Origin of the sequence: Micromonospora sp. CA-269861 (genome assembly GCF_050948505.1) — a bacterium.
Lineage (GTDB): Bacteria > Actinomycetota > Actinomycetes > Mycobacteriales > Micromonosporaceae > Micromonospora.
This window is the reverse complement of the sequence record NZ_CP192014.1, coordinates 6646423-6666972: the sequence shown is the minus strand read 5'-3', so window position 1 is coordinate 6666972 and position 20550 is coordinate 6646423. Positions and strand designations below refer to the sequence as shown.

17 protein-coding genes and 1 pseudogene are annotated in these 20550 nt (G+C 71.4%); 13 read left to right on the top strand and 5 right to left on the bottom strand.

The features are described from left to right. Positions 1–150 precede the first annotated feature (150 nt). From ACQP0U_RS30695 to ACQP0U_RS30680, 4 genes are all read left to right on the top strand, one after another. A complete protein-coding gene (locus ACQP0U_RS30695; RefSeq protein WP_030327888.1) occupies positions 151–360 on the top strand; it encodes a DUF397 domain-containing protein in 210 nt (69 codons plus the stop codon). 144 nt (positions 361–504) lie between these two features. Next, positions 505–987, top strand: a complete 483-nt coding sequence (locus ACQP0U_RS30690; RefSeq protein WP_396713551.1) for an SRPBCC family protein — start codon at positions 505–507, stop codon at positions 985–987. 82 nt (positions 988–1069) lie between these two features. Beyond that, the gene (locus ACQP0U_RS30685; RefSeq protein ID WP_433313880.1) at positions 1070–2326 is read left to right on the top strand and encodes a PQQ-binding-like beta-propeller repeat protein; all 1257 of its coding nucleotides are present in this window, start codon (positions 1070–1072) and stop codon (positions 2324–2326) included. Between the two features lie 100 nt (positions 2327–2426). Next, positions 2427–2789: an LPXTG cell wall anchor domain-containing protein gene (locus ACQP0U_RS30680; RefSeq protein WP_433313877.1), complete on the top strand. Its 363-nt coding sequence runs from the start codon at positions 2427–2429 to the stop codon at positions 2787–2789. 29 nt (positions 2790–2818) lie between these two features. On the opposite strand, the gene hisC is transcribed toward ACQP0U_RS30680, so the two are convergent. Genes hisC through hppD form a run of 4 tightly spaced genes read right to left on the bottom strand, consistent with a single transcriptional unit; the run spans position 2819 to position 6339 of the window. After that, positions 2819–3922 (bottom strand): histidinol-phosphate transaminase, encoded by a 1104-nt coding sequence (gene hisC, locus ACQP0U_RS30675; protein WP_433313875.1) that lies wholly within the window; start codon positions 3920–3922, stop codon positions 2819–2821. Continuing rightward, on the bottom strand, positions 3919–4938 hold the full coding sequence (locus tag ACQP0U_RS30670) for an RDD family protein (RefSeq protein ID WP_433313872.1): 1020 nt from the start codon (positions 4936–4938) through the stop codon (positions 3919–3921). The genes hisC and ACQP0U_RS30670 overlap by 4 nt, the downstream gene beginning before the upstream one ends. A gap of 25 nt (positions 4939–4963) precedes the next feature. Beyond that, a complete protein-coding gene (locus tag ACQP0U_RS30665) occupies positions 4964–5122 on the bottom strand; it encodes a hypothetical protein (protein ID WP_433313869.1) in 159 nt (52 codons plus the stop codon). Between the two features lie 11 nt (positions 5123–5133). After that, a complete protein-coding gene (gene hppD / locus ACQP0U_RS30660) occupies positions 5134–6339 on the bottom strand; it encodes a 4-hydroxyphenylpyruvate dioxygenase (RefSeq protein WP_433313866.1) in 1206 nt (401 codons plus the stop codon). Positions 6340–6478: 139 nt separating this feature from the next. Between hppD and ACQP0U_RS30655 the strand changes: the two genes are divergently transcribed. From ACQP0U_RS30655 to ACQP0U_RS30630, 6 genes and pseudogenes are all read left to right on the top strand, one after another. Then, positions 6479–6982, top strand: coding sequence for an Lrp/AsnC family transcriptional regulator (locus ACQP0U_RS30655; RefSeq protein WP_433313863.1), 504 nt, complete (start codon positions 6479–6481; stop codon positions 6980–6982). Positions 6983–7054: 72 nt separating this feature from the next. After that, a complete protein-coding gene (locus tag ACQP0U_RS30650) occupies positions 7055–8497 on the top strand; it encodes a PQQ-binding-like beta-propeller repeat protein (protein ID WP_433321289.1) in 1443 nt (480 codons plus the stop codon). Between the two features lie 125 nt (positions 8498–8622). Then, the gene (locus tag ACQP0U_RS30645) at positions 8623–10290 is read left to right on the top strand and encodes a fumarate hydratase (protein WP_433313861.1); all 1668 of its coding nucleotides are present in this window, start codon (positions 8623–8625) and stop codon (positions 10288–10290) included. Between the two features lie 259 nt (positions 10291–10549). Further along, positions 10550–13530: pseudogene (locus ACQP0U_RS30640) on the top strand (BTAD domain-containing putative transcriptional regulator). A gap of 35 nt (positions 13531–13565) precedes the next feature. After that, positions 13566–14975: a class II fumarate hydratase gene (locus ACQP0U_RS30635; protein WP_433313858.1), complete on the top strand. Its 1410-nt coding sequence runs from the start codon at positions 13566–13568 to the stop codon at positions 14973–14975. Positions 14976–15490: 515 nt separating this feature from the next. Next, the gene (locus tag ACQP0U_RS30630) at positions 15491–16090 is read left to right on the top strand and encodes a GNAT family N-acetyltransferase (RefSeq protein ID WP_433313855.1); all 600 of its coding nucleotides are present in this window, start codon (positions 15491–15493) and stop codon (positions 16088–16090) included. Here the strand turns inward: ACQP0U_RS30630 and ACQP0U_RS30625 are convergent. Beyond that, on the bottom strand, positions 16057–16617 hold the full coding sequence (locus ACQP0U_RS30625) for a CGNR zinc finger domain-containing protein (protein ID WP_433313852.1): 561 nt from the start codon (positions 16615–16617) through the stop codon (positions 16057–16059). The two genes, ACQP0U_RS30630 and ACQP0U_RS30625, sit on opposite strands and share 34 nt — an antisense overlap. 71 nt (positions 16618–16688) lie before the next feature. Here ACQP0U_RS30625 and ACQP0U_RS30620 point away from each other — a divergent pair, with 71 nt between their 5' ends. The 3 genes from ACQP0U_RS30620 (at position 16689) to ACQP0U_RS30610 (ending at position 20275) form a co-directional block, all read left to right on the top strand. Then, complete coding sequence (locus tag ACQP0U_RS30620) at positions 16689–17669, top strand: EamA family transporter (RefSeq protein ID WP_433313849.1); 981 nt, start codon at positions 16689–16691, stop codon at positions 17667–17669. Positions 17670–17681: 12 nt separating this feature from the next. Then, positions 17682–18377, top strand: coding sequence for an HAD family hydrolase (locus tag ACQP0U_RS30615; protein WP_433313846.1), 696 nt, complete (start codon positions 17682–17684; stop codon positions 18375–18377). Positions 18378–18559: 182 nt separating this feature from the next. Continuing rightward, entirely contained in the window at positions 18560–20275 is a 1716-nt protein-coding gene (locus ACQP0U_RS30610) for a S8 family serine peptidase (protein WP_433313843.1), read from the top strand. Positions 20276–20550: the final 275 nt, after the last annotated feature.

Genomic DNA, 20550 nt, shown 5'->3' with positions numbered 1-20550 from the left:
TCGTCTCGTTCACGGGACTCTTGATCGCACAGCGGGTGCGATCAAGAGCCCTGGTTGCGCCGTTGGTCACGCGGATCAAGTCACCCCGCAGGCCGGGCCTCCGCCCGGCCACAGCGGTGGGGCATCCCGACGTACACGGAGGTAACGACGATGCACGATCTTGCCGGCGCGGTCTGGCGTACCAGCAGCCGCTCAAACGACCAGGGGCTCTGCGTGGAAGTGGCGGACAACCTGGTCGATGTCCATGGTCTGGTCGGGGTCCGCGACTCCAAGGACCAGGCCGGTCCCACACTCGCGGTCAGCCCGCCGGGGTGGACAGCGTTCATCGGCGCGATTCGGGCCGGTCGCTTCGAACGCTGACCGGCGCTTCGGCACCGGTCAACGACGGCTGGTGCCGAAGCGACCGCCCAATCGGACAGCGTGGCCTCCGGGTGGCTGAAATTCCGTCCCGGGGGCCCCGTCCGGCCCTCACTCCGCGTACCGTCGGGGACACGGGAGGGTGGCATGTCGACGGTGGCGATTACCGGGATCATCGAGGCGCACGCTGTCGACGTCTGGCGTCTGCTGACCGACCTGCCCGGCCGTGCGGCCCGACTGACCGCAGCCGGCCCGATCGAGGTGCTCACCCCGGGTTCGTTCGGGCCGGGCACCTCCTGGCGTGAGGAGCGCGTCCAGCCGGGCGGCGGCACGCTGACCGAGGAGTTCCTGGTGGTGGAGGCGCTCGCGCCGCAGCGACTGGTGCTCTGTTCCTCCGGTGCCGGCGCGGACTACCGGATCACCTGGAGCCTGCGGCCGGTCCGCCGCCGCCGTCGGGGTTGCACGGCGGTCACCGTCACCCAGGAGGCGGTGCCCACCGCCCCGTACGGCCGGGTGGTGGCGCTGCTGCTCGGCGGGCTGGCGGCACGGGCTGTCGAGGCGGCGCTCTGGCGTGATCTCGCCGATCTGGCCGTCGCGGCCGGTGCCACCGGCTCCGTCGAAGCCGCCTGAGGGTCAGCCCGGTCACCCGTCGCCGTGACCTGAACGGGGTCCGGCGCCCTTCGCTGGGTAGGGTGCCGGGCGGAGGTGCGGCATGAGGTTCCCGAGAGGCCGGCGAGGGCTCGTGATCGCGGTCGCGGCGCTGCTCGCGACGGCGGCTGTCACGGTCATCGTCCACCGGGTCCTCGCACCGGCAGAGGTGAGCACGGTGGCGCGGGCCGACTATCCAGCCCCGGCCAGGCCGGCTGCCGGAGTGATCGGTCGGTTGCCGGTCGCCCCGTTGATCGTCGACGGGAGACTGCGGGTGTACGCCGCACACCGCCAGGTCTACGCCGACCGGCCGGTGGACGGGCGGTACCGGACCAGCCCGTACTGGTCGTACCGGCGGTGGCCGGCGGAGCTGACCGGGGTGGTGGCCAGCGGCAGCACTGTGGTCAGCCGCTGGTCCGACGGGCAACTTGTCGCACTCGACGCCCGAACCGGCGGGGTGCTCTGGCGAACCGACGGCCCGGAGCCCGCCGAGAGTACGGCTGTGGTGCGGCGTACCGCGGCGGCGACCGTCTGGGATGCACGCGGGCTCCAGCTCACCGACCTCCCCGACGGGCGGATCGTGCTGGTGGTGACCGGGGATGCCCAGGCGCGGGGGATCGAGCTGAGCGGCGGTGGGGAGCTGTGGCGGGTCGAGTTGCCCGGCGGGTGCCGCACCGATGTCGGCACGAGCGCCGCCGGGCAGCTGATCGGTCTGGACACCTGCGCCGGGGCGGCCACCGTCGAGTTCCGGGACGCGGCGACGGGTGCGGTGCGGGAGCGTTGGCGACCGCCGAACGGCCCGGACGAGTTGGTGGTGACACCGCTGGGCTGCCGTACCGGCCAGTCGGACTGTCTGGGGCTGCGGACCGCCGGGCCGGGCGACGAGGGCGGTCGGGGTTGGCTGTTGGGTGTCGGCCCACCGGTCGCCGCACCCGCGCTGGACCTGGCCGGCGCCACGCTCGTCGGTGAGCAGTCAGTCGTCGTGCTCGACGGGGTCGCGGTGGGTCGGTCGGCGCGTACGGGCACCGAGCTGTGGCGGTCCGCGGGCCTGGGTGCGGCTCGGGTGCTGGCCGGGCAGCCGGGGCGGGTGCACCTGCTGACCGAGGCGAACGACCTGGTGACGCTGGACCCGGCGACCGGTAGGCAGTTGTCCCGCTTCGCGCTCAATGTCGGCTCGGACGGGACCGGCTGGGCACCCGGGGCGGTGACGGCCGAGGGCGGGTTCGTGGCGGTCGAGCGGCTCCGCAAGCCGGTCGACCCCGACGGCGACGACCGGCGCTACTACTACACGGGGGAGGCGGTGATCCTGGCCGCCACCTGATGGTGGCGTCTTCGACCTCGGAACATCCAACCGTCCATTCCCTTTGTCCTAAAAGGGTATGTTTTTCACGGTTCAGGTTTCCGGTGGAAGGGGTCGGCGCATGGCCAGGACAGCAGCCAACTACCTCGCGGGCGGCGCGCTCGCCGCCGCCGCGAGCCTGGCGTTGGGGGTGTCCCCGGTGCTGGCCGCCGATCCCGCCTCGGCGCGCGGGTTCAGCGCCGCCCGGGCCGAGCCGTCGGCGGACACCGGCGTCACCTTCGAGGTCCTGCCGGCGTCGCCGACGCCGCCCCCGACCCAGCCGCCACCCACGGCCACGCCGACGGACCCACCCCAACCCACACCCAGTCACGGCGGAGAGTTGCCGGTCACCGGGTCGGGCGGGTCGGCGCTGCTACTCGCCGTGCTGGGCGCAGCCCTGATCGTCGTCGGGTGGTTCGCCGCCCGTCGACGACGGCCGAGCTGACGGGCCCCGCCCCGGCGACAGGTAGGTGCTCAGGTCAGCGCCGCCTCGGCGGCGGCCAGGAACGCGTCGTTCTCGGCCGGGGTGCCGATGGTGACCCGCACCCCGTCCCCGGCGAACGGCCGCACGATCACCCCGCGCGCCTCGCACGCCTTGCCGAATGCCACGGCCCGATCGCCCAGCGGCAGCCAGACGAAGTTGGCCTGGCTCGTCGGCACCTCGGGCACGAACTTGCGCAGCGCCTCGGTGACGCGCTCCCGCTCGGCGACGACCAGGGCGCACCGGCGCTCCATCTCCGTCGCCTGGGTCAGCGCGGCGAGCGCCCCGGCCTGGGCCGCCGTGCTGCTGGAGAACGGGGTCGCCACCTTGCGGATGGCGGCGGCCACCACCGGCTGGGCGACCAGCCAGCCCATTCGCAGCCCGGCGAGCCCCCACGCCTTCGACAGCGTGCGCAGCACCGCCACGTTGGGCCGGTCCAGGTAGTCGAGCCCGTCCGGCACCTCCGGGTCGGTGACGAACTCCCGGTACGCCTCGTCGATCACCACCAGCACGTCGTCCGGCACGGCGTCGAGGAACCGGTCCAGTTCGGCCCGGCGCAACGCCGTACCCGTGGGGTTGTTTGGGTTGCAGACGAAGATCACCCGGGTCCGGTCGGTCACCGCCGCGGCCATCGCCGCCAGGTCGTGCCCGTGCCCGGCGTCGTTGGGCACCCGCACGCTCGTCGCGCCGCTGGTCGCCACGATGATCGGGTACGCCTCGAAGGACCGCCACGAGTAGAGCACCTCGTCACCGGGCAGGCAGGTGGCCCGCACCAGGTGCTCGGCGAGCGCCACCGAACCGCAGCCGGTGGCGATCCGGTCGGCGTCCACCCCGTACCGCTGGGCCAGCGCGTCACGCAGGGCGACCACGCCCATGTCCGGGTAGCGGTGCGAGGTGGTGATCGCCTCGGTTACCGCTTCCACCACACCGGGCAGCGGCCCGTACGGCACCTCGTTGCTGGCCAGCTTGATGGCCTCCGGCAGGCCCAACTCCCGGGCCAGGTCGGCGGGGCTGCGCCCCGGCACGTAGCTGGGCAGCGCGTCCAGGTCGGCGCGGGTCAGCCGCAGCGCCGGCTGGTGACGTCCGGAGTCGGTCATGGGGTGTCTCCCGGGGGCTGGTCGCGGTCGTTCGAGGGGGCGGATTCGGTGCGGTAGGGGACTTCGACGACCACCGTCTGCGCGCGCTTGTCGTGCAGCGCCTGGCGCAGGGGGTGGTCGAAGAGGGGGGAGAGTGCATCGACAAGTTGCAGCACCAGGCCGAGCCCGACGCAGTACCAGAGCAGAGTTGGCAGGCCCAGCGTGCTCCACCGGCTCAGCGCCCGACGCACGCCCAGCGGCTCGTCGGCGGCCATCGGAACGGCCCGGATCCGCATCACCCGCTTACCGACGGTCTGCCCGCCGGAGGCCATGGTCGGCACCTCGTACGCCAGCCAGAGCGCGGTGGCGATCAGCAGGATCGCCACCAGCAGAGACCCGGCCTGCTCACCGGGCATCGGCAGGCCGTCCGCGGAGGTGTCGCCCCGCGCCGCGCGCCGGAAGACCTCCTGCCAGTACGGTGCCCACTCCTGCACCCAGCGCCAGACGAACCAGCCGTTGACGACGCCGTTCAGCGCGAAGACGATGCCGAAGTCGATCAGCCGGGCGACGAACCTGCGGCCGTAGCCGGCCAGCCGGAGGCCGTGCGGTCGCGGCTCGGGCGGTCGACCGGGCCAGCCGGGGTGACCCGCCGGAGGCGCCCAGCCGGGAGGGCCGGCCGGAGGCGCCCAGCCGGGCGGACCACCCTGTGGACCCCAGCCGGGCGGACCACCCTGTGGACCCCAGCCGGGAGAGCCGGCCTGTGGTCCCCAGGCCGGGCCGTGTCCCGGTTGCTGGCCGTACCCCGGGGGTGGGCCCTGCTGCGGCGACCAGTTCGGCGCGGGAGGCGCCGAGGCAGGGGTTGTCGACGCTGCAGGCTCGGCCGGGGTGACCGGCGCGGGCGGTGGCTCGGGCGGCGGAGGGCCGTCCGGTGGGGTCGCGTCGACGGGGATGGGCGCACCGAGCCAACCGTCGCCGTCCCAGTAACGCCGGGTCTCGGTGTCGGCGGGGTCGACGTACCAACCAGGTTGAACGCTCACGCCGTCACCAGTCCGCTTCGCTCGCTCACGGGGACACCTTAACGACGACTGTCGCCGCGAACTCGGCATGGCGGTACTGCGGGGCGTACCCCTGGGGGTCTGGTCCGGGCTGCGGCGCGACGCCGCCGGTGGCGGGTTGGGGCCCACCGACCGGCGGCGTCGGGTACGACGGAGGTTGCGTCACGCTCGCAAGTGTTACAGGTTGCCGCGGGCTTCCTGCTCCCGCTCGATCGCCTGGAAGAGCGCCTTGAAGTTGCCCTTGCCGAAGCCCAGCGAGCCGTGCCGCTCGATCAGCTCGAAGAAGACCGTGGGACGGTCCTGGACCGGCTTGGTGAAGATCTGGAGCAGGTAGCCGTCCTCGTCCCGGTCGACCAGGATCTTGCGGGCCTTCAGCTCCTCGATCGGCACCCGTACCTTGCCGATCCGCTCGCGCAGCTCCGGGTCGTCGTAGTACGAGTCCGGGGTGTCCAGGAACTCCAGGCCAGCCGCGCGCATCGCGTCGACGCTGGCGAGGATGTCGTTGGTGGCGACGGCGATGTGCTGCGCGCCCGGGCCCTGGTAGAACTCCAGGTACTCGTCGATCTGGGACTTCTTGCGCGCGATCGCCGGCTCGTTGAGCGGGAACTTCACCTTGCGGGTGCCGTTCGCCACGACCTTGCTCATCAGCGCCGAGTAGTCGGTGGCGATGTCGTCGCCGACGAACTCCGCCATGTTGGAGAAGCCCATCACCCGCTTGTAGAACTCGACCCACTCGTCCATCCGGCCCAGTTCCACGTTGCCGACCACGTGGTCGACGGCCTGGAAGAAGCGCTTCGGCTGGATGCCGGCGTCGATCATCGGCTGCCGGTCCACGATCGGACCCCGGGCCACGAAGCCGGGCAGGAACGGGCCGGTGTAGCGGGACCTGTCGACGAGCGTGTGCCGGGTGTCGCCGTACGCGGCGATGGAAGCCATCCGGACCGTGCCGTGCTCGTCGGTCACCTCGTGCGGCTCGACGACGCTGGCCGCGCCCTGCGCGATGGCGTGCGCGTACGCGGCGTCCACGTTCGGCACCTCCAGCGCGATGTCGCTGATGCCGTCGCTGTGCCGGGCCACGTGCTCGGCGCCGTCGGCGTCCGGGCGCACCGCGCCGGTCAGCACGAACCGGGCCGAGCCGCTGGTCAGCACGTACTGGGCGTGGTCCCGGTAGCCCTGCTCGGGGCCGCGGTACGCCACGCAGGTCATGCCGAAGGCGGTGGAGTAGTAGTGGGCGGCCTGCTTGGCGTTGCCGACCAGGAAGTGCACGTGGTCGAGGCCCCGGACCGGGAACGGGTCGTGGCTGATGTCGTGGTCGACAGCGCCGACGAGCCTGTCGATGTCGACGTCCTCGGTCGACTGGGGTCGGTCGATCGCCTGGGTCATGGTGGGCTCCCTCGCGTACCGGCCGGCCTTGTGGGCCGCCGTGGTCGGTTCTTGTGGCGAGGATCGCTGCCCCGGCATCGGGTGGGCAACTGTTGCCGTAAAGGCTGGTCAGGTTGCGCATTCGGTATGGTCTTCACTCATGAATGGTGAGCAGAATGTACAGCTCGACGCGCTCGACGTGCGCTTGATCGAACTGCTCGCCGAGGAGCCGCGGATCGGGGTGCTGGAGTGCTCCCGGCGGCTCGGCGTGGCCCGGGGCACAGTGCAGGCGAGGCTGGACAAGCTCGTCGAGCGGCGGGTCATCGAGGGTTTCGGCCCCGAGATCGCGCCGGCCGCTATCGGGTTCGGGGTGACCAGCTTCGTCACCCTGGAGATCAGTCAGCGGCATGGGCACGACCCGGTCACCGCTCACCTCGCCGCCATCCCCGAGGTGCTGGAGGCGCACACCATCACCGGCTCCAGCGACCTGCTCTGCCGGATCGTGGCCCGCTCCAACACCGACCTGCAACGGGTCATCGACCAGATCGTCTCGTCCGCGGGCATCACCCGGGCCTCGACGATCATCGCGTTGGCCGAACAGATCCCCTACCGCACGCTTCCGCTGGTGCGCAGCGCTGTCCGGGTCGAGGGAAGGGCGCTGTAACACCTCCGAGCCCAGAAAGCGCGGCGACACGGCGGCGTGGGCGTACGGAAGATCCGTGATCGTGGCTACGGTGTGCGGGTGGCGAAGGGGAGCGTGCGCGGTGGGCTGCTGCTCGGCCTCGCCGTGGTCGTCGCGCTCGCCGCGACAGGCGTGTGGAACCCGTTCCCCGGCCTCTGGGACTGGGTGGACCGCAGCGAACCCATCTCCGAGCCCGACGTGGTCTGGCAGCAACGGGTCGGCGGCACTCCGCGCAGCGTGACCATCGCCGGCGACGCCGTCGTTGTCGAACAGCGCACCCGGGTCGAGGCTCGCAGCCTGGCCACCGGCACCCAGCTCTGGGAGCGTAAGGCGGACTGGGCGGCGGTCGCCGGCGGCGACCGCGACCCGGTCGTGGCGGTGGGCAAGCTCCTGGTCAAGGGGTACGAGCTGCTCGACCCGACGACCGGGGTGACCCGGCGACGTGACGATGACGCGGTGGCCGTCTGGACGTACCGCAACCTGCTCCTCGACGCCCGGTGCACGGACGCCACCGACTGCACCCTGAGCGCCTGGGACCCGCGTGGCACCGCGCCGCTCTGGACGGCCTTCCTGCCCGGGGTGCACAGCGGCCTGCTCGCCGACAACCCGGGCCTGCGCGGCACCCGCCGGCTCAGCGCCACCCGGATCGAGGACGGGGTGGCCGGCGCCGAGGCCGTGCCACCACTGCTCGGCTTCCCGGTCGACGGTCGGGTCCACGTGGTCGACACCGCCACCGGCCGGGTGTTGCAGAACGTCGAGCCCAGCCGGGACGAGCGGCTCTCCGTGGTGGGCGGCCGGCTGTTGCGGATCGCCGCCCGCTCCCAGGACGGCACCTGCTACTTCGCCATCTCCGCCCGGGACTCGTCGACCGGGCAGGAGGCCTGGCAGCGCGCCGGCATCAACCTGCGCACCGCCGACTCCGCCGGCTGCGTGCAACGCGAGGACCCGCAGGGTGCGCGGAACGTGCTGATCGGCGTCGCTCCGGACGGCCGCGAAACGGTGATCGACGGGTACGACGGGCGGCTGCTCTGGGTCGGTGAGTCGGGCACCAAGTTGATCGCGGTGGACGACCGCCTGGCCGTGTCCCGGGCCGCCGACAAGCGCTCGGTGGTCGCCCGTGAGCTGGGCACCGAGAAGGTGCTCTGGACGCGACAGGCCGGCGGCAAGGCCGGGGCCGCGCTCACCCCGTACGCGGCGGTGGTGTCCGACGAGAAGCCGTCCCGGCTGGTGGCACTGGACCCGCGCACCGGCCGGGAGTTGGCCGTCCTGCGCACCTCGGCGAACGCCCTCGCCGTCGGCTCCCAGGGCATGATCATCGGCGAGGGGCGGGAGATCGGGTACGTCCGCTTCGGAGCGTCCGGAAGCTCGCCCACCCGGCCGCCGAGCGACGGCGGGAATCCCGAGCCGGGCGGCACCGGCCCCGGTCGGCCGCACAACGGCGACTGCGGGCCGAAGGGGGAACTCTGCCCCGACCCGGGCGGCGGCAAGGACGGCTGAGCGGGCGGTTCACCCGATGGTCCGGACGGCAGCCGGGCCCGGCACGCCCGGCGGATGAGAGCGGCGTCCCAGGACCCGCCCGGCGGGTGGGAGTGATCGACCGGTCTGCCCTAGGCTTGCCGCTCATGAGCAGTGCCGCCGCATTCTCGTACGCCCCTCTGCTGCCGACCGGCCCGGACCAGACGGACTATCGCCTGGTCACCGACGAGGGCGTGGACGTCGTACACGGCCCGGGAGGCCGCCGGTTCCTCACCGTGGAGCCGGCCGCGCTCACCGCGCTGACCGCCGAGGCGATGCACGACATCGCGCACTTCCTACGCCCCGCGCACCTGGCGCAGCTCCGGGCGATCATCGACGATCCGGCCGCCTCGCCGAACGACAGGTTCGTCGCGCTGGATCTACTGCGCAACGCCAACATCGCCGCCGGCGGTGTCCTGCCCATGTGCCAGGACACCGGCACCGCCATCGTGATGGGCAAACGCGGTAGGCACGTGCTGACCGACGGCGCCGACGCCGAGGCCATCTCCCGGGGCGTCTACCAGGCGTACACCAGGCTCAACCTGCGCTACTCCCAGCTTGCCCCGCTGACCATGTGGGACGAGCGGAACACCGGCAGCAACCTGCCCGCCCAGGTGGACCTGTACGCCGAGGACCCGGACGGGCACCCCGACGCGTACAAGTTCCTGTTCATGGCCAAGGGCGGTGGCTCGGCCAACAAGTCGTACCTCTACCAGGAGACGAAGGCACTGCTCAACCCGGTGCGGATGATGCAGTTCCTGGAGGAGAAGCTGCGGCTGATCGGCACCGCCGCCTGCCCGCCGTACCACCTGGCCATCGTCATCGGTGGTACCTCCGCCGAGTACGCGCTGAAGACCGCGAAGTACGCCAGCGCCAAGTACCTCGACGCGCTGCCGACAGCGGGTTCGATGAGCGCGCACGGCTTCCGCGACCTGGAGCTGGAGGCGGAGGTGCTGGAGCTGACCCGCAACTTCGGCATCGGCGCGCAGTTCGGTGGACGCTACTTCTGCCACGACGTACGTGTGGTGCGGCTGCCCCGGCACGGCGCGTCCTGCCCGGTGGCGATCGCCGTCTCCTGCTCGGCGGACCGCCAGGCCGTCGCCAAGATCACCCCGTCGGGCGTGTGGCTGGAGCGCCTCGAAACCGACCCGGCGCGGTTCCTGCCCGACGTCACCGACGACTCGCTCGACGCCGAGCTGGTCGTCCGGGTCGACCTGAACCGGCCGATGGACGAGATCCGCGCCGAGCTGTCGAAGTACCCGGTGAAGACGCGCCTCTCGCTCTCCGGGCCACTCGTGGTCGCCCGGGACATCGCCCACGCCAAGATCGCCGAGCGGTTGGACGCCGGTGAGCCGATGCCGCAGTACCTGCGTGACCACGCGGTCTACTACGCCGGCCCGGCAAAAACCCCCGAGGGGTACGCGTCCGGCTCCTTCGGCCCGACCACCGCCGGCCGGATGGACGCCTACGTGGAGAAGTTCCAGGCCGCCGGCGGCTCGCAGGTGATGCTCGCCAAGGGCAACCGGTCCGGTCAGGTGACCCGCTCCTGCCAGCAGCACGGCGGCTTCTACCTCGGCTCGATCGGCGGCCCCGCCGCACGCCTCGCCCAGGACTGCATCAAGCACGTCGAGGTCCTCGAATACGCGGAGCTGGGCATGGAGGCGGTCTGGAAGATCGAGGTGGAGGACTTCCCCGCCTTCATCGTGGTCGACGACAAGGGCAACGACTTCTTCGCCGAGGTCACCAAGCCGGTGCTCACCGTCGGCCGCCGCTGACCCCACAGGTACGCGAACGGGCGCCGGGCGAACTCGCCCGGCGCCCGTCCTGTCGCCCGTGCTCTGCCGACATCGGTGCGCCCGCCCCGCTGGGGTGGGACGGGCGCACCGCCCCCGTCGGATGCCGTCACCGACAACCCAGGGTGAGTGTGCTGAGCACCGCTGTCGATCCACTCTCAGATCACTATCGCCTGACCGAGGCGATCTGTTACCACCGGACTACTCTGCTGGCAGTTGCACCAATAACGCGGGAGAGCAGATGCGGTTCGGGATCCTGGGGCCCCTGCGGGTGGGCGGTGGCGAGTCCACTGTCACCGCGGGACGCGACCGGATCGTGCTCGCCATGCTGTTGCTGCGTCCCGGGCGGCTGGTGCCCGTCGAGGATCTGGTCGACGCGCTCTGGGAGGAGACCCCGCCCGTCACCGCCCGGGCCCAGTTGCAGACGTGCGTCTCCCGATTGCGTCGCCGGTTCATCGAGCTGGGGCTCCCGCCGGAGACCATCATCACCGACCCGGTCGGGTACGGCGTCCGTACCGACCCGAGCGGCCTGGACGCCGAGGTCTTCAGCCGTACGGTCGAGGCGGCCCGCGCCGCTTTCGCGGCCGGCCGACCGGCCGAGGCGGGTGAGCGGTTCCGTGCGGCTCTGGCGCTCTGGCGCGGTCCGGCGCTCGGCGGAATCCCCAGCCGCAGCGTCCGCCGCCGTGCCCACGCGCTCGACGAGCAGCGCCTCACCGTCCTGGAGGAGTGCGTCGACGTCGAGCTGCGCCTCGGGCGGGCCGCCGAGCTGATCGAGGAGCTTGCCGAGAGCGTCGACCAGCATCCGCTGCGGGACCGGCTGCGCGGCCAGTTGATGCTCGCCCTGTCCTCGGTCGGTCGGCAGGCCGACGCACTCGCCGTCTACCGCGAGGGCCGGCGGTTCTACGCCGACGAGCTGGGCATCGAGCCCGGCGCCGAGCTGCAGGAGCTGCACCAACGCGTACTCGCCGGCGATCTGGCCGTCGCCGGCTCGGAGGAGCGGTCCTTCACCCCGGTCCGGGCACTGCCGAGGGCGATCGACGACTTCACCGGACGGCAGGAGACGCTCACCCGGCTGGTCAAGGAGATCGAGGAAGACGACGCCCGAATCCAGCTCGTCGACGGCATGGCGGGCAGCGGGAAGACCACGCTGGCCGTGCACGTTGCCACCGCGCTCGCGGACCGTTACCCCGACGCGCACCTCTTCATCGACCTGCACGGGCACAGCGAACGGGAGCCGTTGCCACCCGCCGCAGCCCTGGCCGCGCTGCTCCGTCAGCTCGGTGTTCCGGGGGACCGGATCCCCGCCGACACTGACGAACGCGCCGCCCTTTGGCGGAGCAGACTGTCCGGACGTCGGGCGATCGTGGTGCTCGACAACGCCGCCAGCGCCGCCCAGGTCGCGCCGCTGCTGCCCAGCGGCCGGGACAGCCTCACCCTGGTCACGAGCCGACGCCGGCTCGCCGGGCTGGACGCTGGCAAGCCGTCGTCGCTGGCCGTGCTGGACCCCGAGGAGGCAGTGGAGTTGCTCGGACGGGTGGCGGGTGCCGACCGGGTCGCCGCCGAGCCGGAGGCGGCCGTCGAGGTGACCACGCGGTGCGGGTACCTGCCGCTGGCGATCCGGCTGGCGGGGGCCCGACTCGCCCACCGGCCCCGGTGGCGGGTCCGCGACCTGGCGGACCGGCTCGCCGCCGGACGGGACACCCTGACCGAGCTGTCGGCCGGAGAACGCTCGGTCGGGCAGGCCTTCGCCTTGTCGTACGCACAGCTCGACCCCGACCAGCAGCGGATGTTCCGGCTGCTGGCGCTGCATCCGGGGGGCTTCTTCGACGATCGGGTCGCGGCGGCGGTCGCCGACCTACCGTTGCCGGACGCCCAGGACCTGCTGGACGGTCTCGTCGACGCGCACCTCGTCGACGAGCCGGAAGTCGGTCGTTTTCGCTTCCACGACCTGATGCGCGAGTACGCCCGGCAGCTGGTGGAGAGCGCCGAGACCGCGGCGATGCGGACGGCCGCCACCACCCGCATTCTTGATCACCATCTGCATGTGTCCCACGCAATCGGTAGTCGGATGGAGCCGGCGGCCAGCAGATCCGCCCTGGTGCTGCCGGAAGCTCCCCGAGCCGATCTGGTACGGGCGTCTGCTTCGGATGGCGCGGCCTGGTTCGACGCCAACCGGGCCGCACTCCCGGCGCTGGTGCGGCTGGCCGCCACTGAGGGCAGCTGGAACGTTGCTGGCAGCTGGCCCGTACGTCCTGGTTCTACCTGTTCTCGCACGGTCACCTGGACGAGCTGGTGGACACCCATACCGTCGCACTGGGCGCCGCCGAGCAGTTGGGCGACGCGGGAGCCATCGCCACCGTCCAGAACTACCTCTCCTCGGGCTACTTCCGGCTCGGACGGTTCCCGGAGGCCATCGAGTTGATGGAGGTCGCGCTCCGGCTGCGTCAGCGGCTCGGCGACCGCGGTGGTGAAGCGACCGTCCGCCGGAACCTGACCGTCGCGTACGGAGCAAACTGGCAACTGGCTCCCGCGATGGCCCACTCCGCCGCGGCGCTGGCGCTCGTCTCCGCCGGCGACCAGCCGGTGCAGGTCATCGCGATCCTGAACAACCAGGCGTTGTTGCTGTTGGCATGGGGCCGCTACCCGGAGTCGCGGTTGGTCTCGCGGCGACAGCTGCACCTCGCACGCGAGATCGGGGACATGAACAACCTGTTCAACGCCCTCGGTCACCTGGGCGCGGTGCGGGCCCGACTCGGCGACTACCCGGGTGCCCGCCGGTTCCTACGGCTGGCGTTGCAGTTCAAGCGTCGGGAGGGCAACCGCTTCGGCGAGGGTGAGGTCCTCAACGAGCTGGGCACCATCGAGCGGATTCTGGGCCGGCCGGAGGAGGCCGCGACACTGCACCGTGAGGCGCTCGCCGCGGTGACGAAGTCCGGCGACCGCGTCGCCGCCTGCCTGTCGCGCAACCTGCTGGCCCGTGCGCTCCTCGACCAGGGGGATGTGACCAGCGCGGTGGACCTGCACAGGCGGGTGCTCGCCGATGCCGTCCGAATGGGTGCCCGGCACGAGCAGGCCCGGGCGCTGGACGGTGTGGCCCGCTGCCTGCGGGACACCGACCCGGACGCGGCCCGGTCACACTGGTTCCGAGCGTTGGCGCTGTTCCGGCAGATCGAGTCGCCGGACCAGCACGAGGTGGAACGGCTGCTGACCGAGCTGGGCTGACGGATCATCTGCGAGTCGGCCACGGGCGCGGCAGGATGGTACGCGTGACGACTCCAGAGGCGACCGGTTACCGCATCGAACGCGACTCGATGGGCGAGGTGGAGGTGCCCGCCGAGGCGCTGTGGCGGGCGCAGACCCAGCGTGCCGTGCAGAATTTCCCGATCTCCGGCCGGGGCCTCGAACCGGCCCAGATCAAGGCGCTCGCCCAGATCAAGGGCGCGGCTGCCGAGGTCAACGGTGAGCTGGGCGTGATCGACGCCAACGTGGCCGCCGCCATCGCCGCCGCTGCCGCGCACGTGGCCGACGGCGGCTATGACGACCAGTTCCCGGTGGACGTGTTCCAGACCGGCTCGGGCACGTCGTCGAACATGAACACCAACGAGGTGATCGCTACCCTGGCGAGCCGTGAGCTGGGCTCACCTGTGCACCCGAACGATCACGTCAACGCCTCCCAGTCGAGCAACGACGTCTTCCCGTCCTCGATCCACCTGGCGGCCACCCAGTTCATCGTGGAGGACCTGCTGCCGTCGCTGGCGCACCTGGCATTCGCGCTGGAGGCCAAGGCGGCGGAGTTCGAGACGGTGGTCAAGGCCGGGCGTACCCATCTGATGGACGCCACGCCGGTCACCCTCGGCCAGGAGTTCGGCGGGTACGCCGCCCAGGTCCGCTACGGAATCGAACGGCTGGAGGGCGCGCTGCCCCGACTGGCCGAGCTGCCGCTGGGCGGCACCGCGGTGGGCACCGGGATCAACACCCCGCTCGGCTTCGCCGCCGCCGTGATCGACAAGCTGCGCGAGTCGACCGGGTTGCCGCTGAGCGAGGCGCGTAACCACTTCGAGGCGCAGGGCGCACGGGACGCGCTGGTGGAGACCTCGGGGCAGTTGCGGACCGTGGCGATCGGCCTCTACAAGATCGCCAACGACATCCGCTGGATGGGTTCCGGCCCCCGTGCCGGCCTGCGTGAGCTGCGCATCCCCGACCTCCAGCCCGGCTCGTCGATCATGCCGGGCAAGGTCAACCCGGTGGTCGCCGAGGCGATGCGACAGGTCTGCGCCCAGGTGATCGGCAACGACGCGACCGTCGGGTTCGCCGGCTCGCAGGGCGACTTCGAGCTGAACGTGATGCTCCCCGTCATGGGTCGCAACCTGCTGGAGTCGATCCGGCTGCTCTCCGCGGTGAGCCGACTCTTCGCCGACCGGCTGGTGGCCGGCCTGGTCGCGGACGCCGAGGTCTGTCTGGCGTACGCCGAGGGCTCACCGTCGATCGTCACCCCACTCAACCGCTACCTGGGGTACGACGAGGCCGCGTCGATCGCCAAGGAGGCGCTGGCCAAGCAGACCTCGATCCGCGAGGTGGTGATCTCCCGGGGTCACGTCGACTCCGGCAAGCTCACCGAGACCCAGCTCGACGAGACGCTGGACCTGCTCCGGATGACCCACCCCTGACCCGCGCTGCCCCGCGCTGCCGGGCCGGGCCGCACCCCGCAAGATCGTGCTCGATCCTGGATGTAGTGGCTTCGGCGCGCCCGGACCCCACTGTTTCCACGATCGAGCACGATCTTGCGAGGTGGCCGGGGTGGTCGGGGTGGTCAGGGGTCGGGGCTCGGGGTGGTGGGCGGGGTCGGCGGATGTCTTGGGCTGACGCTTTGGACCTGAACCGTTTGTGGCATCACTTCCGCTTGCGTTGGTGGGCGCGAGCGCTTGTGTTGGTGGGTACGAGACAGTAGGGACTCGGACGGACCCGTGTTCGTTGTCGACGCGTACCCATGGCGGATCCTCGTGGCCGCGCCCCCGCGCTGACACGACCGCCTCGCCCGCGACGGCGCTCGGGTTTCCCGCACAACTTCACGGAAGTTGCTGCCACGGCGCGGCCTGAGGCAGCAGTCTCCCCGGGGTTGCGTGGATCTGGGCGGCTGGAAAACCTGTCGACGGCGTTGTGAGTGGGACGGATGATCCGGCCTATGGGTGATGACGGGGTGGGTGTGCCGGCGGGGACCGAGCGGCTGCGGTTGCGGCGGCTGACCATGGCCGACGTGGACGCGCTGGTCGAGCTGGACAGCGACCCCGAGGTGATGCGTTTCCTCAGCGGTGGTGTCGCTACCCCGCTGGCCACAGTGCGCGACGAGCAGTTGCCGAAGTTGCTGGCGCAGTACGAGCGGTATCCCGGGCTCGGTCGGTGGGCGGCGCACGATCGGGAGTCCGGCGAGTTCCTGGGCTGGTTCGCGTTGGACCCGTCGGAGGACGGCGCCGAGGCCGAGTTGGGTTACCGGCTGCGCCGCCCGACGTGGGGACGGGGGCTGGCCACCGAGGGGTCGCGGGCGTTGGTCAGGTACGCCTTCGACACCGTCGGGGTGCGTCGGGTCTGGGCCGAGACGATGACTGTCAACGAACGCTCCCGGCGGGTGATGGTGAAGGCCGGGCTGCACTACGTGCGGACCGTCCACCTCCAGTGGGACGATCCGATCCCGGGCACCGAGCAGGGTGAGGTGGAGTACGAGGTGCGGGCCGAGGAGTGGGCGACCGTCGGTCAGGAGCGGCCGGCGGCCCGGCGGGCGCGGTAGGCGGTCACCGCGGCGCGGTTGCCGCAGCCGGCCTCGCAGAACCGCCGGGACCGGTTGCGGGACAGGTCGATCACCACGTTGTCGCAGTCCGGGTATTCGCAGATGCGCAGCCGGCTCAATTCCCGCGTACGGACCAGGTCGGCAATCGCCATGGCAGCCTCCACCGCGATCCGGGTGGCCAGCGGCGCGTCGCGGGGCACGGCGTGCAGGTGGTACGGCTCGTCGTCATGCTCGATGAGCTGGGGCAGCGCCTTGTGTTCCAGCAGCAGGCCGTTGACCACCGCGACGATCTCGGGTGGCTCGGCGTACCAGATGCGGCGCAGCTGGGGTCGCAGCTCCCGGACGGCGCGCAGTTCGGCGTCAGTGTGCTCGTGCCGGCCGCTGTAGGAGTAGCGGACGAAGAACGCGTCAAGCGCTGCGATGTCGGGCAGCAACTCGCCGTCCCGACCCGCGGTGTTGACCAGCGCCGCGGCGGCGATCAGCGAACACTCGGTGTCATGAGCGAATAGCAACTTGACTCCTGTCATGGCTTCCGCCTAGCGTCATCAGCACAAGCATAGTTTGCTCATGACACGGTGCCCATTGCGAGGAGCGCGACATGCACTCACGACCTGCTGCCGGCGTCGGGTTGGCGCTGCTCTCCGCAGTCACCTTCGCCACCTCCGGCACCTTCGCGCGATCGCTCATCGAGGCCGGTTGGTCGGCCGAGTCCGCGGTGATCGCCCGCGTCGGCGTGGCCGCCCTGGTGCTGGCGATCCCCGCCCTGCTGTCGCTACGGGGAAAGTGGCACGTGCTGCGCAGCAACGCCGCGGCCATCGGGCTGTTCGGGCTCCTCGGGGTAGCTCTGGCCCAGGTGTGCTTCTTCAATGCCGTGCGGTACCTGCCGGTCGGTGTCGCGCTGCTGCTGGAATACCTGGGCATCATCCTCGTCGTGGTTTGGATGTGGCTGCGGCACGGGCAGCCGCCCCGCCGGCTCACCGTCGCCGGCTCGGTGGCAGCGCTGGCAGGGCTGGCGTTCGTGCTCGACCTCGCCGGCACCGCCGACTTCCACCCGGTGGGCGTGCTCTGGGGACTGGGCGCGGCGTTCGGCCTGGCCGGATACTTCGTGCTCGCCGGTCGGGTCGACCCCCGGCTGCCCTCGGTCGCCATGGCCAGTGGTGGAATGGCCGTCGGCGCCGCCGTGCTGCTCCTCGTCGGGTTGACCGGTCTGCTGCCACTGCGCGCGACCTTCGGCGAGGTCACCTTCGCCGGGCAGCCCACCAGCTGGTTGGTGCCCATCGCCGGGCTCTCGCTGGTGGCCGCTGTCATCGCGTACCTCGCTGGTATCGCCGGCACCCGGATCCTCGGCCCGCGCCTGTCGTCGTTCGTCGGGTTGACCGAGGTGCTCTTCGCGGTGCTGATCGCCTGGATCTTCCTGAACGAGCTGCCCACCGGCTGGCAGTTGTTCGGCGGTGCGCTGATCGTCGCCGGCGTCGCCCTGGTACGCCTCGACGAGCTGCGCGGGTCGCCCCCGAAGGCCGTGCCGGCGCCGACCTTGCCGGCCTCGTCCGAGCCCGAGCTGGCGCTGGACGGTCGGTGAGAGAGTGGCGTCGTGCTGACCACTGTGGTGTTCGACGCTGACGAGACGCTGCTGGACCTGCGCCCAGCGGTCACGGGCGGGCTGGTGGCTGTCCTCGACGAGATGCGGCGACGCACAACGGCGGCGGCCGGGGTGACGCTCGCCGAACTGGAGTCGGACTGGGGCGCGGTCTTCGGCGAGCTGAGGGCCGCCCCGGTGGCGGAGATCCGGCGGGCCGCACTGGCCCGGTCGCTGGCTCGCGCCGCGCTGGTCAGCCACCTGGACGAGATCGCTGACCTCTTCTTCGCCCGCCGGTTCGCTCTCACCCGACCGTTTCCGGACGTACCGCCGGCGCTGGCCGCGCTGCGTGGCCGGTACGCGCTGGGCTTCGCCACCAACGGCAACAGCCGCACCGAACGGTGTGGGCTCGCCGGCGAGTTCGACTTCGAGGTGTACGCGCACGAGAACGGCCTGCCCAAGAAGCCGGCCCCGGAGTTCTACGCCGCGGTGGTCGCGGCGGCCGGGGTGCCCGCCGGGCAGATCGTGTACGTCGGTGACTCGTGGGAGCACGACGTTGTGGCGCCCCAGCGGGCTGGCCTGCGATCGGTGTGGTTGAACCGGCTCGGCCTGCCTCGCCCACTCGGCGGCACGCCCGACGCCGAGGTCTCCAGCATGGCGGATCTGCCGGCCGCCCTGGCGGATCTGGGCGTCGACACGGTCGGTGTGTGAGTCGACGCGGCAGGTGCGTACGTCTGTGCTGTCGGTGTCTGTGCAGCCGGTGCGTCTGTCTGTGGGGCCGGCGTGCGGCTCGAACTGGAGGGATTCACGGCCATAACGGGCGCGTGGCTGGCGCAATCCCGATCGTTGTTGTGTGATGGCTGCCACGTCTCTCAACGAGAGGATCCAATGTGGTGAGCAAGCGCTTCACCGCCCGTACGGTCGCGACCGCGGCAGTGCTGGCACTTACGGCTACGGGGTTGGGTGTGCCGGCCACCGCCGCGCCGAGTAACTCCCGCACCTTCACCGTCGTAGCCGAGGATGGCGTCGCCGCCGACACGGCCGTCGCGGCGATCCGGGCAGCTGGCGGCACGGTGGTGTCCCGGTCCGATGAGGTCGGCATGTTCCAGGTCAGCAGCGACCGGGCCGACTTCGCAGCACGGGCGACCGCCGCGCCGACGCTGATCGGGGCTGCCGAGCAGAAGGCCATCGGCCGCAAGCCGAAGCTGGACCGGGTCGAGCAGGAGCACCTGACGGCCGCTGCCGGTGCTCGTGCCGGTGCTGGTGCTGCCAAGAAGGGTGCCAAGCTCGATCCGCTCGACGACAAGCTGTGGGGCCTGGAGATGATCCGGGCCGACAAGGCCCGCAAGATCGAGCCGGGCGACCGTCGGGTGACAGTCGGTGTACTGGACACCGGCGTCGACGCCAGCAACCCGGACATCGCGCCGAACTTCAACTGGTCGCTGTCGCGCAACTTCGCGCCCGACCTGACCGACGTGGACGGCCCCTGCGAGGTGGCGAGCTGCCTCGACCCGGTGGGCACCGACGACGGCGGGCACGGCACCCACGTGGCCGGCACCATCGGTGCTGCGGCCAACGGCTTCGGCCTCTCCGGCGTTGCCCCGAACGTCTCGCTGGTCGAGCTCAAGGGTGGCCAGGACTCCGGCTACTTCTTCCTCGACCCGGTGGTCAATGCCCTGGTCTACGCCGGCCGGTCCGGGATCGACGTGGTCAACATGTCGTTCTACGTCGACCCGTGGCTCTACAACTGCACCGCCAACCCGGCAGACTCGCCCGAGGACCAGGCCGAGCAGCGGGCCATCATCAAGGCGATGAAGCGGGCGCTGATCTTCGCCCACAACAAGGGCGTCACCCTCGTCGGCGCGCTCGGTAACAACAACGAGGACCTGGGCGCACCGCGCACCGACGTCACGAGCCCCGACTATGGTGCCGACCCGTACCCCCGACCGATCGACAACGAGAGCTGCTGGGACCTGCCCACCGAGGGCCCGCACGTGATCGGTGTCTCGTCGGTCGGCCCGTCCGGCAAGAAGTCGGACTTCTCCAACTACGGCACCGAGCAGATCTCGGTCGCCGCGCCGGGTGGCTGGTTCCGGGACGGCTTCGGCACCGACACCCACCGGACCCCGGGCAACATGATCCTCTCCACGTACCCGCTGAAGGTGCTACAGGAGGAGCCGATCTCGGCGACCATCCCGGACCCACGGGTGGACTCCGACGGCAACATCGACCCCCGGATCGCCAGCGAGGTCTTCAAGCAGTGCAAGGCCAACGGTGAGTGCGGCTACTACACCTACCTCCAGGGCACCTCGATGGCGTCTCCGCACGCCGCCGGCGTCGCCGCGCTGATCGTCAGCCGGTACGGCAAGGCGCAGGGTCGGACCGGCTTCGGGATGTCGCCGGACCAGGTCGAGCAGCACCTCTACCGCACGGCCGCCGAGCACGCGTGCCCGGAGCCGCGCCTCCAGCAGTACCGCAACGAGGGCCGGGACGAGACCTACGACGCTTACTGCGCCGGTGGGGTCAACTTCAACGGCTTCTACGGCTACGGGATCGTCGACGCCTACTCGGCGGTGAAGACCCCGCTCAAGCCGAACGCCCGCCCGTAACGCACATCGCACTGCAGAGGTGGCTGAACCGCCACCACCTCGCCGGGGCCCGGTCGACGCTCGTCGACCGGGCCCTGTGCTCGTCGGACCCTGTGGTCCTGGCCCTGTGCTCGTCGGACCCTGTGGTCCTGGCCCTGTGCTCGTCGGGCTTTGTCGGTCGGGTGACGGCCGTCGTCGTCTGAGCGTGGTGCTTGCCGTCTCAGGCCCGCCATCCGGGGACTCGGTGCCCGATCTCGGTGGTGATCGACTCGGGTTCCTGAAAGGCGCGCTGTCGG